We start from the raw sequence: 18,598 nt of genomic DNA, 5'->3' as shown, positions 1-18,598 counted from the left end.
CAACGGGTTCAGGCCGCGGGTAATCGCCTTAGTAAGTAAAGGGATCAAAATGAGCAAAGTTATCGGGATTGACCTCGGAACCACCAACTCTTGTATTGCTATCATGGATGGCTCGCAGCCGCGCGTTATTGAAAACGCCGAAGGCGCACGCACCACACCATCGATCGTCGCCTTCACCGACGACGAGCGTCTGGTTGGTCAGGCCGCCAAACGCCAGGCCGTCACCAACCCGGACAACACCGTCTTTGGCGTCAAGCGCCTGATCGGCCGCCGGTTTGACGATGCAGACCTCGCAAAAGACAAAAAGAACCTGCCGTTTGAATTGATCAGCGGTGGCAATGGCGATGCATGGGTAAAAGCCAAGGATGAGAAATACTCTCCTTCGCAGATCTCCGCCTTCATCCTCGGCAAGATGAAAGAAACCGCAGAATCCTACCTGGGCGAAGACGTAACCCAGGCAGTGATCACGGTTCCTGCCTATTTCAACGACGCCCAGCGTCAGGCCACCAAAGACGCCGGCAAAATTGCTGGCCTCGAAGTGCTGCGCATCATCAACGAGCCAACAGCCGCCGCGCTGGCCTATGGTCTCGACAAGGAAGAAACCCAGACCATCGCGGTTTATGACCTTGGTGGTGGTACCTTCGACGTGACCATCCTGGAAATCGACGACGGCTTGTTCGAAGTGAAATCGACCAACGGCGACACCTTCCTCGGCGGTGAAGACTTTGACATGCGCATCGTCAACTACCTGGCGGGTGAGTTCAAAAAAGAACACGGCGTTGATCTGACCAAAGACAAAATGGCCCTGCAGCGTCTGAAAGAAGCCGCTGAAAAAGCCAAGATCGAACTGTCGTCTTCCAGCCAGACAGAAATCAACCAGCCGTTCATCTCAATGGATCCCTCCTCGGGTCAGCCGCTGCACATGGTCATGAAACTGACCCGTGCCAAGCTGGAATCGCTGGTCAACGACCTGATCAAAGCCTCGATGAAACCCTGCGCTGCCGCTCTGAAAGACGCTGGCCTGTCGGCCTCTGACATCGACGAGGTTGTTCTGGTTGGTGGTATGACCCGGATGCCAAAAGTGATCGAAGAGGTCACCAAATTCTTTGGCAAAGAGCCCCACAAGGGTGTGAACCCTGACGAAGTGGTTGCCATGGGTGCCGCCATTCAGGCCGGCGTTCTGCAGGGCGATGTCAAAGACGTTGTTCTGCTCGACGTGACGCCTCTGTCGCTGGGTATCGAAACCCTGGGCGGTGTTTTCACCCGCCTGATCGACCGCAACACCACCATCCCGACCAAAAAGTCTCAGGTCTTCTCGACCGCCGAAGACAACCAGTCGGCTGTGACCATCCGGGTTTTCCAGGGTGAGCGCGAAATGGCGGCGGACAACAAAATGCTGGGTCAATTCAATCTCGAAGAGATCCCACCAGCGCCCCGTGGCCTGCCACAGATCGAAGTGACCTTTGACATCGACGCCAACGGCATCGTTTCGGTTTCGGCCAAAGACAAAGGCACCGGCAAAGAGCAGGTTATCACCATCCAGGCTTCTGGTGGTCTGTCCGACGCCGACATCGACCAGATGGTCAAGGACGCGGAAGACAACGCCGAGGCGGACAAAGAGCGTCGCGAGCTGATCGAAGCGCGGAACCAGGCCGAAAGCCTGATCCACTCGACCGAAAAGCACGTCGAAGAGCATGGCGACAAGGTGGATCCCTCCACTGTCGAAGCCATCGAGCTGGCTCTGGCCGCGCTGCGGGATGATCTGGAAGGGGACGACGCCAGCGCCGAAAAGATCAAGGCAGGCATCCAGAACGTCACTGAGGCCTCCATGCGTCTGGGTGAAGCCATCTACAAGGCTGCTCAGGAAGACGCGGGCGACGAGCCTTCTGCCGCTGACGACAGTGCCGCTCCTGGTGATGACGACATTGTCGACGCCGAATTCGAAGATCTGGACGGCGACAAGCGCTAAGGTCTGAACTACTTGGCCGCAACGGGCCGGTCCGACCACGGACCGGCTCGTTGTCGTTGAGGCAGCAGGGGTAAACCGATGTCGAAACGCGATTATTACGATATTCTCGGTGTGGCCAAAGGCGCCAGCGCTGATGAAATCAAAAAAGGCTTTCGCAAGAAGGCCAAAGAGCTGCACCCGGACAGCAACAGCGATAACCCGGATGCAGAAGCACAGTTCAAAGAGGCCAACGAGGCCTATGACGTCCTGAAAAACGCCGAGAAGAAGGCCGCATATGACCGCTTTGGTCATGCTGCCTTTGAAAACGGCATGGGCAGCGGCGGCGGTCGTGGACCCGGCGGTCCCGGTGGCGGCAACGGGGACTTCTCCTCGGCCTTCTCCGATGTCTTTGACGATCTGTTTGGGGACTTCATGGGCGGCCGTGGTCAGGCCGGCGGTGGGCGTCAGCGCGCCTCTCGTGGGGCTGATCTGCGCTATAACCTGCGCGTCTCTCTGGAAGAGGCCTTCTCTGGGCTGCACAAGACCATCAAGGTGCCCACGTCGGTCTCTTGTACCTCTTGTGACGGCTCCGGTGCTGAAGGTGGCGTAGAGCCCACCACCTGCCCTACCTGTTCCGGTATGGGCAAGGTGCGCGCGCAACAGGGCTTCTTTACCGTGGAACGCAGCTGCCCGACCTGTTCCGGTCTGGGCCAGATCATCAAGAACCCGTGTAAAACCTGCCACGGTCATGGCCGGATCGAAAAGGACCGCTCTCTGTCGGTGAACATCCCCGCAGGCGTGGAAACCGGCACCCGCATTCGCCTGGCTGGCGAAGGCGAAGCTGGCCTGCGTGGTGGTCCTCCGGGTGATCTCTACATCTTTGTCGAGGTCTCCGCCCATGATCTGTTCGAGCGCGACGGCAACAATCTCTATTGCCGGGTGCCCGTCTCCATGGCCAAGGCCGCGCTTGGGGGCGCCATCGAGGTGCCCACCATCGACGGTGGCCGGGGCCGCGTGCAGATCCCCGAGGGCAGCCAGTCTGGCCGCCAGATGCGTCTGCGCAGCAAGGGCATGCCCGCCCTGCGTGGCGGCGGCGTTGGCGACATGTTCATCGAACTGGCGGTGGAAACACCCGTCAGCCTGACCGCTCGCCAAAAGGAAATCCTGCGCGAATTCGAGGACCTGTCGGAAGACACCACCAACCCCGAATCCCGCAGCTTCTTTTCCTCGGTCAAGGGCTTCTGGGACGGTATGAAAGGGTGATGTGAGCCTCGCTCACCCCCTCAAAACCAAAACATCACCATTAAAAGCGCTCCTTTGGGGGCGCTTTTCTTTTGCGGCCTGCCTCTCACCGCCTAGCCTTGCCCCCGCTCCAGACCAGCAGCAGAGGGCTCCAGATGGCACATGGCAAGGCAGGCAGCACTGGCACCCTGCCGCTGTTCGCAAACGAGGCTCTGACGACGCAGGAGGCCCCGGCTCCAGCGCCACTAACGGCCGGGCGCCTGCCCTCTTACATCAAGGACCACCGCATACGCCTGCGGCAACGGTTCCGCGAAGGCGGGGCTGCAGCGATGCCGGACTATGAGCTGCTGGAGCTGGTTCTGTTTCGCGCCCTGCCGCGCCAGGATGTGAAACCGCTGGCGCATCAGCTGCTGAAACAGTTTGGCGACTTTGCCCGCGTTGTCAGCGCCCGGCCGGAACGGCTGGCCCAGGTCAAAGGTGTCGGCGAGGCGCTGATCACTGACCTCAAGGTGCTGGAGGCCGCCGCTCAGCGTATGGTCCGCGCCCGGGTGATGCAGCGGCAGGTGATTTCCAGCTGGGACGCTTTGCTGGACTATTGCCACACCGCTATGGCTCACCGCAGTACGGAACATTTCCGAGTGCTGTTTCTGGATCGCAAAAACTGTCTGATCGCGGATGAGGAACAGGCCCGCGGCACCGTTGATCATGTGCCGGTCTACCCCCGTGAGGTGGCCAAGCGGGCGCTGGACCTGAACGCCAGCGCGCTCATTTTAGTGCACAACCATCCTTCTGGCGATCCGACGCCCTCTGCCAGTGACATCGACATGACCGAGCGAATCAATCAGGCGCTCACTCCGCTGGGGATCACCCTGCATGACCATCTGATCATTGGCAGTAATGCTGAACTCAGTTTCCGTGCAGAAGGTCTGTTGTTGTAACCGCCACGGTGGCCAGGGGCGCCAACTGCGCCGCGTCAGCGGCGCCGGGCCCAAAGCGCTTTGTCTCATCTGTGATGAGAGGCCAAAAGCTGCGGGAGCCCCCCTTTGACGGCGCAACACAGCGGCCTGAGGACTGGGCAAGCGAGCCTCGGCTTACTGCACCCAGACCTCGACCCGGCGGTTGACCTGGCGGCCCCAGCCACTGTCATCGCAGGCCATGGGCAGCGCCTCACCAAAGGCATCCACCTGCACCGACACCCGCGCGACGCTGCCTGGCTCCGCCGTGGCCAGCACCGCATCACGCACACTCTCCGCCCGCTTTAACGCAATACTCCGGTTGCCGGCCGCCGCCCCGTCCCCATCCGAGAACCCTACAAAATTAAGCACCTTACCGTCGTAAAGCCCGGTTTCCAGCGCCCGGGCCAATTGTTCCACGTTGCTGCGAGACTGCGCATCCGGGCGGGCGGACCCTGCCTCAAAGCGAAAAGAGGTGGTCAGACGGCGAAACCCGGTCAATCTGCGCACCAGTCGTTGCAATTCTGCCAGTTCCACCTCGGGTCCGGCCGCCAAAATCGCATTGCTTAACCGATCCCCTTGGGCGTTCATCGAAATATGCTCAGGCGCCTGATCGACAAATCCGGCCCGTCTGATCACGATCTGTGCCCCTGGGCCGCGCACATAGGCAAGAAAGTCCCGCGCGACCTTGGCCAGACGGCGTTGCGGCAGATATAAAAACATCGGCGCCGTCAGCGGGTAGTCTTCGGTTTTGATCCCACGCCGATTGGCCCGAAGCGAAAACCCGCAGCCCCCTGTCAGGGTCAACATCCGGGTAGAGCCGACGTTGGAAAAACTGCTGATGCCAATTGCAAAGGGATCGGTCGCAACCCTCCGCACCAGGGCCGCGCCGCGCTCGTGATATCGCAGATCCTGCGTCAGCTGCACCCCTGACGCGGCCAAAACCCGATCTGCAAAGCCCTGGGTCAATCCAGAGTTCGCCAGGGGCATATGCACGGAAATCGGCGCATCCGGTCCACCCAGCGTCTGCCAATTGGTGATTGCGCCGGAAAACACTGCCGCCAGATCCGGGATCGATATCCGCGTGACCGGGTTCTCGGGCGAGACCACCGGTACCATGGCATCCAGCGCCACAATCCGGCTGCGTTGAGCCACCGTCATATCCCCCAGCCCAGCGGCACGGGCCAGTGTTTGTTCCGTGGGGCGCATTTCACGCAGGGCCATCACGATATCGGCCTGCTGTGCGATCAAATCGGCAAAACCCACATCGGTGGTGCTGACCAGAAAGGAAAACCGCGCCACAGGACGCCCCTCACGCTGGACCAGAAGATATTCGAAATTGCCGTCAGGCAGGGATTCGCGTTGGGTTTTATAGCCATTGCGCAGGGCAAAACCTTCGATCAAGGCCGGCAAAAGAACCTCTGCCATCTGCGCCGAACCGGACAGGGTAACCTCGGCGACAAAATCCGACAGGCTGGGACAGCCTGGCCCTTCGCAACTGACCCCTGATCCATCAAGCGTCAACTCTCCAAACTTGGTCTCGACCCGATAGAATTCTCCATCGAATCCCAAAAGATTGCCGCTGATCTCAACCACGCCATCGGGGGACGACAGGGTGACATCCTGCGCCCGTCCACTGTGCGCAGTGACAAAAAGGAGAAGTGCGGCGCAAACCGCCGCACGAAAATTGACCATGTGAAGTCCTGAATTAGCTGCAGATTATCTTGCAGCGATTTTCAGGTTTTCTACCAGATTATTCAACACCAGAAAGTCACCAGTCGCCGTGCAATCTGGCATGTTGAGAACCAGATCCCGCGTTTGAACCCGTCCGGCGACAACCCGCAGGCTCTGCGCTGCGATTTCGCGGCCACAATTTATTTCGGTGATCTCTGCCTCGATACTGATTTCGATGACACCCGCTTGTGCGGCGGGCGCGCCCGTATCTCTTTGAAAGCTATAAATCTCTGCCAGACGCGGCACCAGTTGAGCGGCATCGCCTAGCTGAACCATCTTGCCAGCGGAGGCCTGATTGGGATCAGCCCCATGCCAGACATGACCGTTTTCGCCGTATTGCGCCCCGAACTCGCGGGCATGTATTTCGAAGCCGCTGTTGCCGCTCCATTGCACCATAACCCGGTCGACCTCTGCCATATCCGGCACCGCCACCTGCACTACCGCACCCAAAGGCGCCGGGTCTGCATCCGTCGCAAGACTGGCAGGCTCAATAATAAAGGTGGCCGTTCTGGACAGCGCTGGGATCACCAGATCCAACAACCCGTCCGGTCCAAGTGTTTCTGTGACCATCATGCCCTGATGGTGCAGGGTAATCCGTTCATTACCCCGGCAAGGCGCGGCGATTTTCAGCGCCACCAAGGCGCCAGGAAGAGCGGTAGCACCTGCTGTCACACCGCAGGCTGCAACCCGCAACTGACGGCCCCCTGTCGGTTGTTCCGAAGCGGTGGTTTCATCTGCATCCGCAAGATCAGGGTTCGCAGACGTCAGGGTAATTTTTTCGATGGAAATCGGTTTGGCCAACGCTGGTTCCTGCGGCAACTGCTGTCCAGCCAGATCAGAATCGCCGCCCGAACCCGCAGGCGCAACGGTGGAAGGCTGCATAAAGAAGCCAATCCCCAAGGCACAGGCCGCCGTGGCCGCGCTGATCAGAAGTATGCGTTTGTTCAGCATTTCAACTCTCCAACGCCCGATCAATAAACCTAATTCGGGCCTTTAGATCTGACCCGCAAAAGGAGGCCGGTTTATGGCCACCCGTTGATATGATTTGGGCATTTATCCTCAGTTTGACCAAATAGGGCGCAGCGATCTGCCACGCCGTTTTGGTGAACTCGGGATTAGAGCTAGCCAAAAAGAATTAACCCCGACCAAAGGCCGGGGCTATTTATGATTAGTTTATGATGTATCCCACCGGGCCCAGGGTCAGGTCAGGCGTCCGTGGCAATGTTTGAACTTTTTACCCGATCCGCAGGGACATTTGTCATTGCGCGACGGGTTGCCCCAGGTCGACGGGTCATCCTCAACAAATCCGGGCGCCGCATCCTCTGGGTTGGTTTCTGGTGTTGCAGCAGCCCCACCCAACGCCATTTGCTGCATGGCAGCCTGACGTGCGGCCATTTCAGCCAACATCTTCTGCTGCTCTTCATCGGTCATTGGACGCACCCGGCTCAGCTGCTGGGTCACATCTTCGCGCAGCGAATCGAGCATGGTTTCAAACAGCTGGAAGCTCTCGTTTTTATACTCGTTCAGCGGATCACGCTGCGCATAGCCGCGGAAGCTCACGACCGAGCGCAAATGTTCCAGCGTCAACAGATGTTCACGCCATTTGGCATCAATGGTCTGCAGCAGCACCTGTTTTTCGATGTTGCGCATGCTTTCCGGACCAAAGGCTGTGGTCTTTTCCTGCATCATCTGGTCAGCGGCTTCGGCCAGGCGTTCCGACATTTGCTCATCGTCGACGCCCTCTTCGGCGGCCCAGTCAGCTACCGGCGCATCCATGCTCAGCTTTTCCAAAACAGCGGCATGCAGGCCCTCAATGTCCCACTGCTCAGCATAGGTTTTGGGCGGCATATAGGTGTCGATCAACTCTTCGATCACTTCATGGCGCATATCGCCGACGATTTCAGACAGGTCTTCGGCTGCCATGATTTCACGACGCTGACCAAAGATCACCTTACGCTGGTCATTCATCACATCGTCAAATTTGAGCACGTTCTTACGCATGTCAAAGTTACGACCCTCGACCTTGGCCTGGGCGCGTTCCAGCGATTTGTTCACCCAGGGGTGAATGATCGCTTCACCTTCCTTCATGCCAAGGCTCGACAGAACCTTATCCAGCCGCTCAGAGCCAAAGATCCGCATCAGATCGTCTTCGAGACTGAGATAGAAACAGGTGCGCCCCGGATCCCCCTGGCGACCAGAACGGCCGCGCAGCTGATTGTCGATCCGGCGGCTTTCGTGACGTTCAGAGGCCATCACACAAAGGCCGCCCGCCTCCAGAACCTTTTTCTTTTCTTCGGCGTGCTTGGCTTCTTCCTCAGCCCGCAGAGCGACAGGATCCGCATCCGGGTTGGCCTCAAGCGCTGCCATCACGATCATATCGACATTGCCGCCCAGCTGAATATCAGTCCCCCGGCCCGCCATATTGGTGGCAATGGTTACCGCGTTGAGCCGACCCGCATCCGCAACGATCTGGGCTTCCTGCTCGTGGTGACGGGCGTTCAGCACGTTATGTTTGATGCCCTCTTTCTGCAGCATCATGCTCAGCAGTTCGGATTTCTCGATTGAGGTGGTCCCCAACAACACCGGCTGGCCTTTGGCATGGGCGGTCTTGGCCTCATCCACCATGGCCTGGAACTTTTCAGCCGCCGTTCGGTAGACCCGATCGTCCTCGTCAACCCGTGCGATGGGTTTGTTTGTCGGCACTTCAACCACGCCCAGGCCATAGATTTCGGCAAATTCCTCGGCTTCGGTCAGGGCCGTGCCGGTCATGCCGGACAGCTTGTCATAAAGGCGGAAGTAGTTCTGGAAGGTGACAGAGGCCAGCGTGGTGTTCTCCGGCTGGATATTGACCTCCTCCTTGGCCTCGATCGCCTGATGCAGCCCCTCAGAGAGACGGCGCCCCGCCATCATCCGTCCGGTGAATTCATCAATCAGCACCACCTCGCCATCGCGCACGATGTAATCCTTGTCCCGCTGGAACAGCTTATGTGCCCGCAGAGCCGAATTCACATGGTGCACCACAGTGGTGCTTTCAGGGTCATACAATGAGGCCTCTGCCTCCAGCAGGCCGTGCTCGCGCAGGGTCTGTTCCAGAAAATCATTGCCCTCTTCGGTGAAGGTTACACCACGGGTTTTTTCATCAATTTCGTAGTGTTCTTCCGACAAAAGAGGGATCATCTTGTCGATGGTAATATAGAGCTCGGAACGATCTTCTGCCGGGCCAGAGATAATCAGCGGTGTCCGCGCTTCGTCGATCAGGATCGAATCGACCTCATCCACGATGGCAAAGTTGTGCTGCTTTTGGAAAACTTGATCCAGGCTGGGCTTCATGTTGTCGCGCAGATAGTCAAAGCCAAGTTCGTTATTGGTGGCATAGGTGACATCGCAACCATAGGCCGCCATCTTTTCTTCATCAGGCTGCCCCGACCAGATCACACCTGTTGTCATGCCAAGCGCATCAAAGACCTTGCTCATCCATTCGGAGTCACGTTTGGCCAGGTATTCGTTCACCGTCACCACATGCACGCCACGTCCGGTCAGCGCATTCAGATAGGCCGGGAGGGTCGCCACAAGGGTTTTCCCCTCGCCGGTCTTCATCTCGGAGATGTTCCCCTGATGCAGGAAAATACCGCCCATCAGCTGGGTATCAAAGGCCCGCAAGCCCAGGGCCCGGCGTGCACCTTCGCGTGCATTGGCAAAGGCTTCTGGCAACAGCGCATCCAGTGACTCGCCCTCCAGAGCCCGCTTGCGCAGCTCAACGGTTTTGTCTTTGAGACCCTCGTCGCTGAGTTTCTCGAACGTGTCTTCCAGCGCATTGATTTGAGCAACCAATGGCCGTGTCGCCTTGATTTTACGGTCATTCGGTGTCCCGAAAACCTTTTTGGCGAGTGTTCCGATACCCAGCATGTGTTCTCCAACGATCCTCTTGGTGGCCCTGATGTCAGGCAGGCTTGCCCGTCGTGGTCGCAACCCATAAACAATAGTGGAAACGACGGTCCGGCCCCGGGCCTCTTTTGGGATGTAAGGGGCAGGAAAATAAGTGTCAACGCCGCGCCCCTTTGCGGCCCGGGAATAGGAAGAATTCAATGCGTAAAGGTCTCACTTTTTTGCAAGGTACAGCAGTGGCTCTATTTATGGCCCTGCCCCTGCCTGCATTGGCCGCGCCACATGCCAATACCGTGATTGCAACCGTCAACGGCGAAGAGATCACGCTGGGTCACATGATCATGGCCCGCGACAGTCTGCCAGAGCAGTACAAGCAATTGCCGGATGATGTGCTGTACAATGCCATCCTTGATCAGCTGGTGCAGCAAACCGCGCTAAAGCAGGAGCTGCACGGCGGTGTGCCCCATTATGTACAGCTGGCGGTTGAGAACGAACAACGCGCCCTGCTTGCCGCCAATGTCATCGAAACCGTGATGAACTCCGCGAGCAATGAAGAGGCTCTGCGTCAGGCCTATGAGGATAGATACTCGGATGGCGACGGCGGTGACGAATTCAACGCCGCGCATATTCTGGTTGAAACCCAGGAAGACGCGCTAGAGATCAAATCCGAGCTGGATACCGGAGCCGATTTTTCGATCATGGCAAAAGAACGCTCGACCGGACCCTCTGGCCCCAATGGCGGCGATCTGGGCTGGTTTACCAAGGGACGCATGGTGCCCGAATTCGAACAGGCCGTGCTGGAGCTGCGGGCCGGGGAAATCTCTGATCCCGTAGAGACCCAGTTTGGCTGGCACCTGATCCTGCTCAAAGAGCGGCGCAAGACCGCTGCCCCCGCCTTTGAAGAGGTCCGCGAAGCGCTTCAACAAGAACTGCAGAGTGCCGCTGTCGAGGCCCGCGTCAGCGACCTGACCGCTGCAGCAATCATAGAACGTCCTGAAATTGACGATCTCGACCCCGCGATTTTGCGCGATCTGAGCCTGGTAAGGAACTAATTATGGGCGATAGCCTCCCCCGTTCGCCTTTGGCGCCCTCCTCCTTTCCGCAACTGCCCGTGATCAAAGGCTTGCGTCTTTGCGCCGGGGCCGCCGGGGTGAAATACCAGGGCCGCAACGATGTGATGCTGGCGGTGATGGATCCCGGCACCACGGTTGCCGGCACGTTCACCCGCTCCAAAACCCGTTCGGCGCCGGTACGCGATTGTCAGGCAAAACTTGGCGGTGACAGTTCTGCCGGAGCTGCCATTCTGGTAAATTCTGGCAATTCCAACGCCTTTACCGGCCATTACGGCCAAACCTCGGTGGCAGAAATCTGTGCCGCAGTGGCTGACATCACCGGCCTGCCCGAGGCGCGTATCTTTACCGCCTCCACCGGTGTCATTGGCGAGCCCCTGCCCCATGACCGCATCATCGCCCAGATCAAAGATCTGAACGATGGCCTGGACGCGACGGCGCTGGAAGCCGCTGCAGAGGCGATCATGACCACCGACACCTTTGCAAAGGGGGCCTCGGCCGAGGTGACCATTGGTGGTGAAACCGTATCGATTGCCGGTATCGCCAAAGGCTCCGGTATGATCGCACCGGATATGGCCACCATTCTGGTTTATATCTTCACCGATGCACAACTGCCGCAAGCCGCCCTACAGGCCGAGCTCAGCCGTCTTTGTGACCGCAGTTTCAACTGCATCACTGTGGACAGTGACACCTCCACCTCGGACAGTCTGATGCTCTGTGCTACCGGTGCTTCCGGGGTTGATGTCTCTGACAGTGCTGAATTTTCCCAGGCGCTGGAAGCCGTGATGCTGGACCTGTCGCACCAGGTGGTCCGCGACGGCGAAGGCGCGACGAAATTTGTCGAGATCCAGATCACCGGTGCGGTGTCGGATGCTGAAGCAAAGACCCATGGGCTCTCCATTGCCAACTCACCGCTGGTGAAAACCGCAATTGCCGGCGAAGATCCCAATTGGGGTCGGGTGGTGATGGCTATTGGCAAATCCGGGGCCGAAGCTGACAGAGACCTGCTGTCGATCTCCTTTGGTGATGTTCTGGTGGCCGAAAAGGGCTGGGTTTCCCCAAATTACCGCGAAGAAGACGGCGCTGCCCAGATGACCCGCGATGAGATCACCATCAAGGTGGACCTGGGCCTGGGGGATGGAACCTGCACTGTCTGGACCTGCGATTTGACCCATCAATACATCACCATCAATGCGGATTACCGATCATGAAAACCGTTCTGGTGTCCGCTGTCGCGCTGATTGATATTGAAGGGCGGGTGCTGCTTGCGCAGCGCCCTGAAGGCAAATCCATGGCCGGTCTGTGGGAGTTTCCCGGCGGTAAGATCGAAACCGGCGAAACACCCGAAGCAGCCCTGATACGCGAATTGCAGGAGGAACTGGGCATCGACACCTGGTCTTCCTGCCTGGCGCCGCTGACCTTTGCCAGCCACAGCTATGAGACCTTTCACCTGCTGATGCCGCTGTTTGCCTGTCGCAAATGGGAGGGCATTCCTCAGGCCCGCGAGGGGCAAACCCTCAAATGGGTCCGTCCGCAGGATTTGCGCAGCTACCCCATGCCTGCCGCAGACATCCCGCTGATCCCCATTTTGCGCGACTGGCTGTAAACTGGCGCTAGAACGCAAAGCAAACAGGGCCTCTGCATCATCGCGTGCGGCCCTGTTTATGCGCTCCATGCAGCCTGTTTTGCACTAAACAGAGCAATCATGTGGGCCTTCATGCCAAGCGATCAGAAAATAACCGTCAAATGCCTGAAATTTTCTAGAAATGATTCGCACCGCGAATCACCGGAAACCTTTTGTTAACTATTTTGTCAGAAATTGGGCAGAACATTAACAAACCCACTCAAAATAGCGTTTATTCAAGGTCAACACAGACGACCAGAGGATCTCAAACGGCTCTATGTTCTCCCCAGGACGCCAACAAGAGATCCTCGGCAGGTTCATACAGGCAGTACCTATCGTGCAGTGCAGCTATAAGATCCTCAAGGATCACAACTTATCGCGCTGCTCTCGAAAGACCACCACTCACTCACAGAACCGGGGCAGCCATTGGCTGCCCCATCTGCGTTTTGACCTGGTTGCACGGGCGCACCGACATCCACAAAAACGCAGGCAGACAAAAACCAGTCTGCAAAAGAAAAAGCCCCGGCTGAACTGCCAGGGCTTTCTGTGTCTTAACTGATCAGGGATCAATCAAAGCGATTAGTCGAGGTTACGCTCAACTTCTTGACGCTCAAAGATCTCAATAACGTCATCAGCGCGGATATCTTCGTAGTTTTCAAAGGCCATGCCGCATTCCTGACCAGACTGCACTTCGGCAACCTCGTCCTTGAAACGCTTCAGGGTCTTCAGGGTGCCTTCGTGGATAACCACGTTGTCACGCAGCAGACGCACACCAGCAGACCGGCGGGCAACGCCTTCGGTAACCAGACAGCCGGCGACCTTGCCAACGTTGGAGACCTTAAAGACATCCTTGATCTGCGCGTAACCAATAAAGGTCTCTTTGATCTCGGCGCTGAGCAGACCAGAAGCGGCCTTTTTCACGTCGTCGACCAGATCGTAGATCACCGAATAATAGCGGATCTCAACGCCTTTTTGGTTGGCCGTGTTCCGCGCCGAGGTATTGGCCCGAACGTTAAAGCCCATGACAGGGGCGCCGGAGGCTTCGGCCAGGGCGATATCTGTCTCGGTGATGGCGCCAACGCCAGAGTGCAGAACCCGTACGCGAACTTCCTCGTTGCCGATCTTGTCCATCGCCTGAACGATGGCTTCGGCAGAGCCCTGCACGTCAGCTTTGACCAGAATGGGCAGCTCAGAGACGGTTTCGTCGTCCTTGGCCTTCTGCATCAACTGTTCCAGGGTTGTCGCAGCACCAGCAGCAGCGCGCTGGTCCTTGGCAGCCTGGGCGCGGTATTCAGCGATCTCACGGGCCTGTGCCTCGGTGTCGGTCACGTTCAACACGTCACCCGCTTCGGGTGTCCCATTGAGACCCAGAACCTCGACAGGAACCGAAGGACCGGCTTCCTGCACCCGCTCACCCTTGTCGTTGATCAGAGCACGGACCTTACCGTATTGCTCACCCACAACAAAGATATCACCCTGGCGCAGAGTACCGTTCTGAACCAGAACAGTGGCGACGGGGCCGCGGCCCACGTCCAGCTGAGCCTCGATCACGGCACCCTGGGCGGCACGATCGGGGTTGGCTTTCAGTTCCAGAATTTCGGACTGCAGCGCGATGGCTTCCAGCAGTTGATCCAGGCCCTGTCCCGTATGGGCAGACACCTCAACGTCCTGAACATCACCGGACATGGCTTCAACGATGACTTCGTGCTGCAACAAGTCTGTGCGCACCTTCATCGGATCTGCAGCGGGCTTGTCACATTTGTTGATCGCAACAATCATCGGCACTTCGGCTGCCTTGGCATGCGCAATCGCTTCGATGGTCTGCGGCATCACCGCGTCATCTGCAGCCACAACCAGAACCACGATATCCGTAACCTGCGCACCGCGCGACCGCATCGAGGTAAAGGCAGCGTGACCCGGCGTATCAAGGAAGCTCAGCACGGTGCCGCTTTCGGTAGTGACCTGATAGGCACCGATGTGCTGGGTGATGCCACCGGCCTCACCGGCCACAACGCGGGCGTTGCGGATGGCGTCTAGGATCGAGGTTTTACCGTGGTCAACGTGACCCATGATGGTGATCACAGGAGGACGCGATTTCAGGTCTTCTTCTTTATCTTTCACTTCGTTGATCACATCTTCGACGTCAGACGCCGAAACGCGGACAACCTTGTGGCCGAATTCTTCGATGATCAATTCCGCTGTATCGGCGTCGATGGTCTGGTTCTGTGTGACCATCATACCCATCTGCATCAGCGATTTCACAACCGCACCAACACGTTCTGACATCCGGTTTGCCAACTCAGAAACCAGGATCGCCTCGGGCAGCTGCACTTCGCGCAGAACCTTTTCGCGCTCGACCGTGCCACCCATCGCTTTTTGACGGGCGCGCTCTTGCTTACGCTTCATCGAGGCCATGGACCGGTGACGGTTGCCCGCACCCCCTGTGGCCTGACCCAGTGTCAGCTTGCCGGAACGACGGTTGTCGTCGCCAGTGCGCGCCTTGGCGCTGCGGCCACGCTCTTCACGTTCACGATCAGATTTGCGCGGTGTCTGCGCAGGCGCTGGCTTTGAGGCAGGGTTGTTGCGTGGCGCGGCGGCGCCAGCCCCAGCCGCAGGGGCTGCGGCCTTGGCTGCGGGCTCGGCAGAGCGTTTTGCAGCTTCTGCGGCCTCGCGCTTTTTGCGCTCTTCTTCTTCGGCCTTTTGACGGGCCTTTTCTTCCGCTTCGCGCTGTTCCCGTTCCTTGGCCTCAGCCTCGGCACGGCGACGGGCGCGCTCTTCTTCGCGGGCTTTTTCTTCCGCTTCGCGCTTGGCCGCGTCTTCAACTTCGCGGGCCTTTGCAGCCTGCAACGCCTTCAGGCGGCGGCTCATCTCTGCATCGGTAATCCCGGCAGGCCGACGCGAACCGTCGGTTGCAGGCGCGGCATTGCCGCCCTTGTTGCCACCCGGCTTGGGCACCACAACGCGTTTGCGTTTGGTTTCCACCACGACATTCTTGGTCCGCCCGTGGCTAAAGCTCTGTTTTACATTCCCAGGCCGGGAACCGCCGCCACGCAGACCCAAGGTCTTTTTGCCGTCACTATCGCTCATAAAGCTCTTTATCCTTCTGTGCGGCCGCTGCCGCCCACCATTTCACGCAAACCCTGCAACCGTTGCGCCTCGTCTACAACACGTTTGCTGAGTCCACCAGAGGCGAGCGCCGCATGTATCATAGTTTGACGCCCAAATGCCATCCCCAGCTCATCCGCAGTGAGACATCCAATGAAACTTCCCCGATGCGGGGTACTCAATTTCGATTTGCCGCGCCCTGATCCATCACTTGCCTGAATCAGAACTGTGGCATGCTCTTTACCTAGCCAATCCTTGACTTTTTCATATCCACCAACAGCCTGGCCAGATTTACGCGCCAGGCTCAGCAGATCAACCAACCGGCGTAGCGTCTGGCGCTCCACCTCATCTGCCAGACTATCCGGCAGCGTCACCGGAGCCTTGAATCCACGGGCAAAGAGTTTCTTCTTTACCGCCAGATCCAGCGCTTCGCGACTGGCTGTCACATAAACCCCACGTCCCGGCAGCTTGCCAAAGACATCGGGCACCACCTGAGACTCAGGCCCCATCACAAACCGAATCAGACCCTGCTTTGGCTGAGTCTCACCGGTCGCAATACATTTGCGTTCCGGACCATCGTCGTGATTTTTACTGGCGCCTGCGCGACCCATGCTGTCTCTCTCCTATCCGGAAACCCGAGGCTTACGCCTCGGCTTCCTCTTCGTCACCTTCGACGAGATCTTCTGCACCATCCTCGGCACCGATCAGATCATCAGGATCCACCCAGCCCAGCATGACACGCGCGGTCATAACCAGGTCCTGTGCCTCTTCCAGGCTCATGCCAAAGGGCTCCAGAATGCCGTCATCCTTGATCCGCTCACCGTTGTCGTTGGTCCAGCCACCGGCAAGTTCCCAATCGGCACAGGTGGCAAAATCTTCCAGCGTCTTGATGTCGTCCTTGGCCAGGGCTTCGATCATGACCGGGGTCAGGCCATCAAACTGGATCAGGCTGTCCTCGGCGCCCAGCGCGCGGGCCGCATCAATTGCTGCTTTTGCCTTGGCTTCCAAGTAGTCGCGGGCACGGGCCTGCAATTCCTCGGCAGTGCCTTCGTCAACACCGTCAATAACCGTCAGCTCGTCGAGCTCAACATAGGCAACTTCTTCCAGGTTGGTGAACCCTTCGGAGACCAGCAGCTGAGCAAAGAATTCGTCCAGATCCAGCGTTTCCATGAACAGGCCAGTGCGCGCTTCGAATTCCTTCTGGCGGCGGGCCGATTCTTCTTCTTCGGTCATGATGTCGATATCAAGCCCGGTCAGCTGCGAAGCCAGACGCACGTTCTGACCCCGGCGACCAATCGCCAGGCTCAGCTGCTCTTCGGGCACCACAACTTCGATCTTGCCGGCTTCTTCGTCCAGAACAACCTTGGAGACCTCGGCAGGCTGCAGCGCGTTCACCAGGAAGGTGGGTTGATCATCATTCCATGGAATGATGTCGATCTTCTCACCCTGCAGTTCGTTGACAACAGCCTGAACCCGGCTGCCGCGCATACCCACACAGGCACCAACCGGATCAATCGAACCATCGTTGGAGATCACAGCGATTTTTGCGCGCGAACCGGGATCCCGGGCTACAGCTTTGATCTGGATAATGCCGTCATAGATTTCCGGAACTTCCATCTTGAACAATTCGGCCATGAATTCTGGCGCGGTCCGGCTCAGGAAGATCTGCGGGCCACGGGGCTCGCGGCGCACGTCCTTGATGTAGCAGCGGATACGGTCATTGGGGCGATAGCTCTCGCGGCCAATTTTCTCGTTGCGACGCAGGATGCCTTCGCCCGCGCCCACATCGACGATGACATTGCCGTATTCTTCGCGTTTGACCAGCGCATTGATAATGGTGCCGGCGCGATCCTGGAATTCTTCGAACTGGCGGTCCCGCTCTGCTTCGCGCACCCGCTGCAGAATAACCTGCTTGGCCGATTGCGCCGCGATGCGGCCCATTTCCACTGGGGGAACTTCTTCTACGAAGGTATCCCCGACTTTGGGATCTTCCATATACTGTTTGGCCTGCTCGACGGTGAATTCTGCCTGGTAGTTTTCCAGCGCCTCATCCTCAACAACCGAGCGCACACGGGTAAAGGTCGCCTTGCCGGTCTTGCGGTCGATCGACACGCGGATATCCATCTCGCTGCCGTAGCGGCTCTTGGCGGCACGGGCGAGGCTCTCTTCCATCGCGTCAACCACCAGACCGGGGTCGATCATCTTTTCGCGTGCCACAGCTTCGGCAGTTTGCAACAGCTCTAGCTGGTTTGCAGAGGTGATAGCCATTACTTGTTCTCCTCTTCGGACCCTTCGGCCTCGATCTCGTCGAATGCGTCTTCGTTTAATGTGCCGGCAGCTTTGCGCTGACGCAGCATTTCCGTGATCAGATCATCGGTCAGAACCAGTTTGGCATCCGAGAGCCAATCAAATTTCAGACCAATGGTAACAGTCTTGCCCTGATCTTCGATGTTGATCAGGACCTCATCTCCTTCGGTGCCCGCCAGTTCACCCTTAAAGCGACGGCGCCCACCAACCAGCTCGTCGGTTTCCAGCTTGGCCTCGTAGCCTTCAAACATATCAAAGTCTTTCAGCCGGGTCAGCGGCCGATCGATGCCAGGGCTGGAGACCTCCAGCGTATAGGTATCAAGGATCGGATCCTCAACATCCAGCGTGGCGCTCACCGCGCTGGAAACGATAGCACAGTCATCCACCTCGATGCCGCCTTCAGGCTTGTCAGCCATGATTTGCAGCGTCGTGGTTTTGCCGGACATCAGGCGAATGCGCACCAGTTCATAGCCGAGATCCTCGATCACAGGGACAAGGATTTCGGCCAGGCGGCGGTCAATCGCGGCTTTGGCAATCAGGTCGTTGGTCATTAAGCTTCCCACAATCGGGTTGGCCACAATCAGGTTGGGCGGTGGATTCAGCATCCCGAAGGACACAAAAAAACGGGCGCGCGGCCCGTTGAACTAATCCGGAGGTGTCTTGAACCAGAGCTCAACACGCCGCTGTTGAAAAGCCATATACGCCCCTTGTTACGAATCTGCAAGCCTTC

Annotated in this window: 13 protein-coding genes; 6 read left to right on the top strand and 7 right to left on the bottom strand. The window is 58.2% G+C overall.

Annotated elements, in window-relative coordinates:
- Nucleotides 1-49: 49 nt before the first annotated feature.
- From dnaK to radC, 3 genes are all read left to right on the top strand, one after another.
- Nucleotides 50-1,969, top strand: coding sequence for a molecular chaperone DnaK (gene dnaK / locus JZI28_RS20160; protein WP_375698749.1), 1,920 nt, complete (start codon nt 50-52; stop codon nt 1,967-1,969).
- A gap of 78 nt (nt 1,970-2,047) precedes the next feature.
- Nucleotides 2,048-3,211, top strand: a complete 1,164-nt coding sequence (dnaJ, locus tag JZI28_RS20155; protein WP_297340550.1) for a molecular chaperone DnaJ — start codon at nt 2,048-2,050, stop codon at nt 3,209-3,211.
- A gap of 134 nt (nt 3,212-3,345) precedes the next feature.
- On the top strand, nt 3,346-4,128 hold the full coding sequence (gene radC / locus JZI28_RS20150; RefSeq protein ID WP_375698748.1) for a DNA repair protein RadC: 783 nt from the start codon (nt 3,346-3,348) through the stop codon (nt 4,126-4,128).
- A gap of 153 nt (nt 4,129-4,281) precedes the next feature.
- Here radC and JZI28_RS20145 read toward each other — a convergent pair whose 3' ends face one another.
- From JZI28_RS20145 to secA, 3 genes are all read right to left on the bottom strand, one after another.
- On the bottom strand, nt 4,282-5,838 hold the full coding sequence (locus tag JZI28_RS20145; RefSeq protein WP_297340552.1) for a phosphate ABC transporter substrate-binding/OmpA family protein: 1,557 nt from the start codon (nt 5,836-5,838) through the stop codon (nt 4,282-4,284).
- 24 nt (nt 5,839-5,862) lie between these two features.
- Complete coding sequence (locus tag JZI28_RS20140) at nt 5,863-6,828, bottom strand: hypothetical protein (protein WP_375698747.1); 966 nt, start codon at nt 6,826-6,828, stop codon at nt 5,863-5,865.
- Between the two features lie 249 nt (nt 6,829-7,077).
- The gene (gene secA, locus JZI28_RS20135) at nt 7,078-9,783 is read right to left on the bottom strand and encodes a preprotein translocase subunit SecA (protein ID WP_375698746.1); all 2,706 of its coding nucleotides are present in this window, start codon (nt 9,781-9,783) and stop codon (nt 7,078-7,080) included.
- A 179-nt stretch (nt 9,784-9,962) separates the two neighbouring features.
- Here secA and JZI28_RS20130 point away from each other — a divergent pair, with 179 nt between their 5' ends.
- From JZI28_RS20130 to mutT, 3 genes are read left to right on the top strand one after another with little or no spacing between them, the layout of a single operon-like run.
- Nucleotides 9,963-10,814 carry a peptidylprolyl isomerase gene (locus JZI28_RS20130; protein ID WP_295449579.1) on the top strand — a complete coding sequence of 284 codons (852 nt, stop codon included), beginning with the start codon at nt 9,963-9,965 and terminating at the stop codon, nt 10,812-10,814.
- 2 nt (nt 10,815-10,816) lie between these two features.
- Nucleotides 10,817-12,043, top strand: a complete 1,227-nt coding sequence (argJ, locus tag JZI28_RS20125) for a bifunctional glutamate N-acetyltransferase/amino-acid acetyltransferase ArgJ (protein WP_375698745.1) — start codon at nt 10,817-10,819, stop codon at nt 12,041-12,043.
- Nucleotides 12,040-12,438, top strand: coding sequence for an 8-oxo-dGTP diphosphatase MutT (gene mutT, locus JZI28_RS20120; RefSeq protein WP_297341247.1), 399 nt, complete (start codon nt 12,040-12,042; stop codon nt 12,436-12,438). Before argJ ends, mutT begins: the two co-directional genes overlap by 4 nt.
- Nucleotides 12,439-13,035: 597 nt before the next feature.
- On the opposite strand, the gene infB is transcribed toward mutT, so the two are convergent.
- From infB to rimP, 4 genes are read right to left on the bottom strand one after another with little or no spacing between them, the layout of a single operon-like run.
- Nucleotides 13,036-15,543 (bottom strand): translation initiation factor IF-2, encoded by a 2,508-nt coding sequence (gene infB / locus JZI28_RS20115; protein ID WP_375698744.1) that lies wholly within the window; start codon nt 15,541-15,543, stop codon nt 13,036-13,038.
- Nucleotides 15,544-15,551: 8 nt separating this feature from the next.
- Nucleotides 15,552-16,172, bottom strand: coding sequence for an RNA-binding protein (locus JZI28_RS20110; protein ID WP_295449566.1), 621 nt, complete (start codon nt 16,170-16,172; stop codon nt 15,552-15,554).
- A gap of 31 nt (nt 16,173-16,203) precedes the next feature.
- Nucleotides 16,204-17,829 carry a transcription termination factor NusA gene (gene nusA, locus JZI28_RS20105; RefSeq protein WP_348154165.1) on the bottom strand — a complete coding sequence of 542 codons (1,626 nt, stop codon included), beginning with the start codon at nt 17,827-17,829 and terminating at the stop codon, nt 16,204-16,206.
- Nucleotides 17,829-18,419 (bottom strand): ribosome maturation factor RimP, encoded by a 591-nt coding sequence (gene rimP, locus JZI28_RS20100; protein WP_295449560.1) that lies wholly within the window; start codon nt 18,417-18,419, stop codon nt 17,829-17,831. Before rimP ends, nusA begins: the two co-directional genes overlap by 1 nt.
- Between the last annotated feature and the right edge of the window lie 179 nt (nt 18,420-18,598).

Origin of the sequence: Pseudophaeobacter sp. TrK17 (genome assembly GCF_042192375.1) — a bacterium.
In the GTDB taxonomy this organism is placed as follows: domain Bacteria; phylum Pseudomonadota; class Alphaproteobacteria; order Rhodobacterales; family Rhodobacteraceae; genus Pseudophaeobacter.
Note: the sequence above shows the minus strand (reverse complement) of the source record. Positions and strands in the feature narration are given on the sequence as shown.